Below are 6,326 nucleotides of genomic sequence, written 5' to 3' on the forward strand. Positions count from 1 at the left end.
ATGTGGACCGTGTTGCCATCGCCCATCGGCGACCTGCGCATCGTCGAGCGGGACGGCAAGATCAGCGCGATCGAGTTCTCCCCCTTCCAGCCACCCGCGGACGGGCGCCCGCTCGGTGCCGAGAGCGAGACGCACCCGGTCCTTGCCGAGGCCGTGCGGCAGCTCCGCTCCTACTTCGACGGGGGGCTGACCGAGTTCGACCTGCCTCTCGCTCCCCGCGGCACCGACTTCCAGCAGCGCGTGTGGGTGCAGCTGATCACCATCGGATACGGCCACACGGCGTCGTACGGCGAGATCGCCGGTCGCCTCGGGATGACGAACGCGGCCAGTCGGGCCGTCGGACTGGCCAACGGCCGCAATCCGATCCCCATCGTGATCCCGTGCCACCGGGTCATCGGGGCGAACGGCACGCTGACCGGCTATGCCGGCGGGATCGAGCGGAAGCAGACGTTGCTCGAGCTGGAGCAGGACGCGCTGTTCTGAGGTGGTCGCCGTGCCGTGGGGCGGTGGTGGCGGTGCCTCAGACCTCGTTGGCCTTGATGTTGTCGGCAGGTATGGCGTCAGGCCCCGCCTCGCCCGCCTCCGGCCGACCCGACTCGCCGTCCGGCGCGCCGGCGGTTGCATCGCCGGGGGAGATCGCGTCGGGCGTGCCACTCATGCCGGACACCTCGGAGACCTGGCCCTCGACGGCTGCGTCGTCCTTGTCACTGCTCATGATCACTCCTCGGGTTGGGTGAGATCGACCGTACCCGTGACGTGGTTCTCGATGCCTCAGTCGGCGGCCGCTCGCCGCAGTGACTCGGAGAGGCGTTCGGCGGCTGCCAGGACAGCCGGGGCGTGCATGCGCCCGGGCTGGCGGGACAGGCGCTCGAGCGGACCGGAGACGGAGACCGCCGCGATGATCTTGCCGCCGGGGGACCGGACCGGAGCGGACACCGAGGCGACCCCCTGCTCGCGCTCGCCGATGGACTGCGCCCAGCCGCGCCGCCGGATCCCGGAGAGTGCGGTCGCGGAGTAGGCAGCGTTCTGGAGTCCTCGGTGCATCCGCTCGGGGTCCTCCCACGCGAGCAGCACCTGTGCGGCCGACCCGGCGCGCATGGTGAGCTGGGACCCGACCGGGATGGTGTCGCGCAGACCGGAGGGACGCTCGGCGGCGGCCACGCAGACGCGGTGCTCTCCCTGGCGACGCCACAGCTGGGCGGACTCCCCGGTGATGTCGCGCAGGCGGGCCAGGACGGGACCCGCGGCGGCGAGCAGGCGGTCCTCGCCGGCAGCAGCGGACAGCTCGGCCAGCCGCGGCCCGAGGATGAAGCGACCCTGCATGTCCCGCGCCACGAGGCGGTGGTGCTCGAGGGCGACCGCGAGCCGGTGCGCGGTCGGTCGGGCGAGGCCGGTGCCGGCGACGAGCCCGGCGAGAGTGGCGGGTCCGGCCTCGAGTGCCGACAGCACGAGGGCGGCCTTGTCGAGCACGCCGACGCCGCTAGAGTTGTCCATATGGCAATACTGCCGTCTCAGATCATGGGATGCAAGCGGTAGTGTCGGACACCACGGAGCAGCGCCGCCTCGACATGGCGGCGGACGGCACAACGTCGCACGAAGGAGCACGAGATGGGCAGGACCCTGGCCGAGAAGGTGTGGGACGAACACGTCGTCCGTAGTGCCCCAGGGGAGCCCGATCTTCTCTACATCGATCTCCACCTCATCCACGAGGTGACCTCGCCCCAGGCCTTTGACGGACTGCGCCTCGCGGGCCGCCAGGTGCGTCGCCCCGACCTGACGCTGGCCACCGAGGACCACAACGTTCCGACGCTCGACTGGGACAAGCCGATCGCCGACCCGGTCTCCAAGACGCAGGTCGACACCCTGCGGCGCAACGCTGCTGAGTTCGGCGTACGCCTGCACCCGCTCGGCGACATCGAGCAGGGGATCGTGCACGTGGTCGGCCCTCAGCTCGGGCTGACCCAGCCCGGGATGACGATCGTCTGCGGTGACAGCCACACCTCGACCCACGGTGCGTTCGGCGCGATCGCCTTCGGCATCGGCACCTCCGAGGTCGAGCACGTGCTCGCCACCCAGACCCTCATGCAGGCGAAGCCCAGGACCATGGCTGTCACGATCAACGGATCCCTGCCCGCCGGCGTCACGGCCAAGGACATGGTGCTGACCCTGATCACCCACACCGGCACCGGTGGCGGTCAGGGCTACATCGTCGAATATCGCGGACGGGCGATCGACGAGCTGTCGATGGAGGGCCGCATGACGGTCTGCAACATGAGCATCGAATGGGGTGCCAAGGCTGGTCTGATCGCTCCCGACCAGACCACCTTCGACTACATCGAGGGCAAGCCCGAGGCGCCGAAGGGCGCCGACTGGGACGCAGCGGTCGCTCACTGGAAGACCTTGGTCACCGACGCCGACGCGGAGTACGACCAGGAGATCGTCCTCGACGCCTCGACCATGACGCCCTTCGTCACGTGGGGCACCAATCCCGGTCAGGGCGTGCCGCTCGGTGGAGTCGTGCCGACGCCGGCTGACTTCGAGGAGGAGTCCGACCGGATCGCCGCCGAGAACGCCTTGACGTACATGGGCCTGGAGGCCGGGACCCCCATGCGCGACGTTCATGTCGACACCGTCTTCGTCGGCTCGTGCACCAACGGTCGCATCGAGGACCTGCGTCTGGCCGCCGAGATCATCGAAGGCCACAAGGTCGCCGACGGCACTCGCCTGCTCGTCGTGCCGGGATCGGTGCGGGTCCGCCTCCAGGCGATGGAGGAGGGCCTGGACAAGATCTTCACCGAAGCCGGCGCCGAATGGCGTGGCGCGGGCTGCTCGATGTGCCTGGGCATGAACCCCGACCAGCTGGCCGTCGGCGAGCGCAGCGCCTCGACGTCCAACCGCAACTTCGAAGGGCGTCAGGGCAAGGGTGGTCGCACCCACTTGGTATCCATCCCGGTAGCGGCCGCCACAGCTGTGCGCGGCACGCTCTCGTCACCGGCTGACCTCGTCAGTGTGGAGGTCTGAGTCATGGAGAAGTTCACCGCACACACCGGTGTCGCCATGCCGCTCAAGCGCAGCAACGTCGACACCGACCAGATCATCCCGGCTGTCTACCTCAAGCGAGTCACGCGCAGCGGCTTCGAGGACGGGCTCTTCGGCGCCTGGCGCAACGACCCGGACTTCGTGCTCAACCGGCCCGAGTACGCCGGCGCCTCGGTGCTCGTGGCCGGGCCTGACTTCGGCACCGGCTCGTCGCGCGAGCACGCCGTATGGGCGTTGCAGAACTACGGCTTCAAGGCCGTCATCTCCTCGCGCTTCGCAGACATCTTCCGTGGCAACTCCGGCAAGTCCGGACTGGTCGCCGCGCAGGTCGGCGAGAAGGTCGTGCAGCGCATCTGGGACCACCTCGACGAGTTCCCCGGCGCGACGGTCACCGTCGACCTGGAGAGCCGCACCGTCAGGGCCGGCGAGGGTCCCGACGCCATCGAGGACTCCTTCGACATCGACGACTACACGCGCTACCGACTCCTCGAGGGCCTCGACGACATCGGCATCACGATGAGTCACGGAGACGACATCGAGGCCTACGAGAGCACCCGCCCGAGCTGGAAGCCCGTCACCCAGCGGCTCTGAGCGCGTCTTCGCGTCGACGCCCCTGCTGAGAAAACCGGGCGAAACGCGCCTCGGTGATTGTGACCCATGCCACAAGTGCCTAGCGTGCCGAGCAGTAGCCGGGCACCAGCACGGCGACATCGGTTCATTGGAAGGGAAGCTAGTGAACAAGACACAGCTCATCGACGCCCTCGCCGCGCGTTACGAGGGGAACCGCAAGCAGGCCGCGCACGCGCTGGAATCAGTGCTCGACACCATCACGCGGGAGGTGGCTCGCGGCGAGAAGGTCGCCATCACTGGATTCGGCTCCTTCGAGAAGACCGTCCGCGAAGCTCGCATGGTGCGCAACCCGCAGACCGGGAAGCAGATGAAGTCCAAGAAGAAGGCTGTTCCCAGGTTCAAGGCCGGCCAGGAGCTCAAGAACGTCATCTCGGGTGCGAAGAAGCTGCCCAAGCTGACGGCGGCCAACATGCCCAAGCCACCGTCGGTGCGCGCCGTGGCCGCGGCCGCCTCCGCTCCGGCGAGGGCAGCCGGGGCAGCCGCCAAGAAGGCCACGACGAAGGCGCCGGCCACGAACGCCAGCACGGCGGCCAAGAAGGCGCCCGCCAAGAAGGCGCCCGGCAAGAAGGCGAGCGCGGCGAGCTCGAGCACGGCGAAGAAGGCCACCACCGCCACGAAGGCCGGTCCGGCGAAGAAGACCAGCGCGGCTGCGAAGAAGGCGCCGGCGAAGAAGACGAGCACGGCCAGCACGGCGAAGAAGTCCAGCACCGCCAAGAAGAGCAGCCCCGCGAAGAAGTCCTGATCGCCCCTCGCTGATGGCGGGTCACCGTGTGACCCGCCATCACGTGAGGTGTTCGGTCCTGGCCCATGCCTGAGCCGTGTGCGGTCCCACGCCGAGCAGCAGGGCCTCAGCCAGGTCGGCAGGATCGTCGACGTCGAGGCGCAGCGACGGGGCCGGCACCGCGATCTCGTCGGCTCCGCGCAGCAGGTGCAGATCGGCGGAGCTGTCGCCGAAGGACGGGTCGAACTCGCCGTACGGAGCGGCATACAGCGTCGTCCCGGTGCCGTCGGCGTCGCGGACGAAGGACGGTCCCTGTGCCTGGGCGAGCGCTGCCGCGAGGTCATCGCTCACCAGGCAGGGCAGGTCGGCGCACAGCGCGACTGGAACAGCGCTCGGCCATCGGCGTACGCACTCGGCTGCAGCCTGGCGCAGGGTCGCGTTGAGGTCGTTGCTGACCCCGTCGGGGATCACCTCGCAGCCGTCCGTGCTCAGGACGGAGGCGAAGCGATGGTCGTCGGTGACGACGAGCACGGCGTCGACGTACGGCGTGCGCTGGGCTGCGGCCACCGTGTCGCGGGCGAACGCGGTGGCGAGGTCTCGCCGGTCGGCGGGGCTGAACGTGTCGAGGCGCGACTTGCCCCGGGCAGGCGGCTTCACGGGGACGATCACGACGAAGGAAACGTCGGCAGGCATCAGTGGCATTGGGACGATCCTCGCATCGTTACGAGTAGCCTGCTCAGCGACGATCAGGAGGGTCCCGGCGTGTCGGTCCGAAAAGTGCAGAGTGAGCGTGGCTGGGCGGTGAACTTCGTCGCTGCCGTGGTGAAGCCGACGGCACCGCTGGTCACGAAGCGCACCTGGATCGACGGGGAGAAGATTCCGGCCAGTGGCGGGTGCCTCCTGGTGGTCAACCACATCTCGCACGTCGACCCACTGCTGACGGCCCTGTTCGTCTGGGACCACGGACGGATCCCGCGCTACCTGGCCAAGTCCTCCCTCTTCCGCACCCCGTTCGTGGGCAAGGTGCTCAGCTCGGCCCACCAGATCCCGGTCGAGCGACTGTCCAAGAACGCGATCGGCGCCTACGACGCGGCCGTCAAAGCGGTCAACGACGGAGAGTGCGTCGTCGTCTATCCCGAGGGGACACTGACGCGCGATCCGGGGCTCTGGCCGATGGCGGGCAAGTCGGGCGCTGCCCGGATCGCCCTGGGGACGGGAGTCCCGGTCATCCCGGTCGCGCACTGGGGCGCCCAGGACATGCTCTACCCCTACGCCTCCCGGCCCGACCTCTTCCCGCGCAAGCGCATCACGATGAAGGCCGGCGACCCGGTGCCGCTTGATGACCTCCGCGCCCGTCCGCAGACCCCTCAGCTCGTCCACGACACCACGGAGCGGCTGATGAGCTCGCTCACCGACCTCGTCGCGGAGCTGCGCGGCGAGGAGCCCCCCGTCACCCGGTTCGACCCCCGCACCGCGGGCGTCCGGCCAACCGGGAACCCGAACAGGAAAGAGCGCCGATGACCAAGATCGCCGTGTTCAGCGCCGGCTCGTGGGGGACGGCGTTCTCCGTCGTCCTGGGTGACGCGGGCAACGACGTCACCCTGTGGGCACGACGCGAGGAGGTCGTGGACGCGATCAACAAGAACCGGGAGAACACCGAATACCTCCCAGGCGTCGAGCTGCCGGCGAGCGTCAGCGCGACGACCGATGCCGAGCAGGCAGCGGCCGACGCGGACGTCGTGGTGCTGACGGTGCCCTCGCAGAGCCTGCGCGAGAACCTCACCGCGTGGGCTCCGCTAATCCCCGACAAGGCCGTGCTCGTGTCCCTCATGAAGGGTGTCGAGCTCGGGTCGCTCAAGCGGATGAGCGAGGTGATCGCCGAGGTCACCGGCGCGCGAGCCGAACGCATCGCCGTCGTGAGCGGTCCCAACCTGGC

General features: G+C 69.2%; 9 protein-coding genes. 6 read left to right on the forward strand and 3 right to left on the reverse strand.

The window, feature by feature from the left end; genetic code table 11:
- Entirely contained in the window at positions 1-483 is a 483-nt protein-coding gene (locus JWN68_RS10170; protein ID WP_297738321.1) for a methylated-DNA--[protein]-cysteine S-methyltransferase, read from the forward strand.
- A 37-nt stretch (positions 484-520) separates the two neighbouring features.
- Here JWN68_RS10170 and JWN68_RS10175 read toward each other — a convergent pair whose 3' ends face one another.
- Complete coding sequence (locus JWN68_RS10175) at positions 521-715, reverse strand: hypothetical protein (RefSeq protein ID WP_297738323.1); 195 nt, start codon at positions 713-715, stop codon at positions 521-523.
- Between the two features lie 56 nt (positions 716-771).
- Entirely contained in the window at positions 772-1,494 is a 723-nt protein-coding gene (locus tag JWN68_RS10180; protein WP_297738325.1) for an IclR family transcriptional regulator, read from the reverse strand.
- Positions 1,495-1,608: 114 nt separating this feature from the next.
- Between JWN68_RS10180 and leuC the strand changes: the two genes are divergently transcribed.
- From leuC to JWN68_RS10195, 3 genes are all read left to right on the forward strand, one after another.
- The gene (leuC, locus tag JWN68_RS10185) at positions 1,609-3,021 is read left to right on the forward strand and encodes a 3-isopropylmalate dehydratase large subunit (RefSeq protein ID WP_297738327.1); all 1,413 of its coding nucleotides are present in this window, start codon (positions 1,609-1,611) and stop codon (positions 3,019-3,021) included.
- A gap of 3 nt (positions 3,022-3,024) precedes the next feature.
- Positions 3,025-3,630: a 3-isopropylmalate dehydratase small subunit gene (leuD, locus tag JWN68_RS10190; RefSeq protein WP_297738329.1), complete on the forward strand. Its 606-nt coding sequence runs from the start codon at positions 3,025-3,027 to the stop codon at positions 3,628-3,630.
- Between the two features lie 142 nt (positions 3,631-3,772).
- Entirely contained in the window at positions 3,773-4,411 is a 639-nt protein-coding gene (locus tag JWN68_RS10195) for an HU family DNA-binding protein (protein WP_297738331.1), read from the forward strand.
- A gap of 39 nt (positions 4,412-4,450) precedes the next feature.
- Here JWN68_RS10195 and cofC read toward each other — a convergent pair whose 3' ends face one another.
- Positions 4,451-5,092: a 2-phospho-L-lactate guanylyltransferase gene (cofC, locus tag JWN68_RS10200; RefSeq protein WP_297738333.1), complete on the reverse strand. Its 642-nt coding sequence runs from the start codon at positions 5,090-5,092 to the stop codon at positions 4,451-4,453.
- A gap of 60 nt (positions 5,093-5,152) precedes the next feature.
- On the opposite strand from cofC, the gene JWN68_RS10205 reads away from it, so the two are divergent.
- The gene (locus JWN68_RS10205; protein WP_297738335.1) at positions 5,153-5,911 is read left to right on the forward strand and encodes a lysophospholipid acyltransferase family protein; all 759 of its coding nucleotides are present in this window, start codon (positions 5,153-5,155) and stop codon (positions 5,909-5,911) included.
- Positions 5,908-6,326, forward strand: a 419-nt coding sequence (locus JWN68_RS10210; RefSeq protein ID WP_297738337.1) for a 2-dehydropantoate 2-reductase N-terminal domain-containing protein, incomplete at its 3' end; no start/stop codon positions are given. The genes JWN68_RS10205 and JWN68_RS10210, both read left to right, overlap by 4 nt.

This window comes from Nocardioides sp. (genome assembly GCF_025964975.1).
Classification (GTDB): Bacteria; Actinomycetota; Actinomycetes; order Propionibacteriales; family Nocardioidaceae; genus Nocardioides.

What these genes read in the sequence shown, in the direction of transcription:
- JWN68_RS10170 (WP_297738321.1), top strand. Translation starts at nt 1, where the DNA reads ATGTGGACCGTGTTGCCATCGCCCATCGGCGACCTGCGCATCGTCGAG.
- leuC (WP_297738327.1), top strand. Translation starts at nt 1,609, where the DNA reads ATGGGCAGGACCCTGGCCGAGAAGGTGTGGGACGAACACGTCGTCCGT.
- cofC (WP_297738333.1), bottom strand. Translation starts at nt 5,092, where the DNA reads ATGCCACTGATGCCTGCCGACGTTTCCTTCGTCGTGATCGTCCCCGTG.
- JWN68_RS10175 (WP_297738323.1), bottom strand. Translation starts at nt 715, where the DNA reads ATGAGCAGTGACAAGGACGACGCAGCCGTCGAGGGCCAGGTCTCCGAG.
- leuD (WP_297738329.1), top strand. Translation starts at nt 3,025, where the DNA reads ATGGAGAAGTTCACCGCACACACCGGTGTCGCCATGCCGCTCAAGCGC.
- JWN68_RS10180 (WP_297738325.1), bottom strand. Translation starts at nt 1,494, where the DNA reads ATGGACAACTCTAGCGGCGTCGGCGTGCTCGACAAGGCCGCCCTCGTG.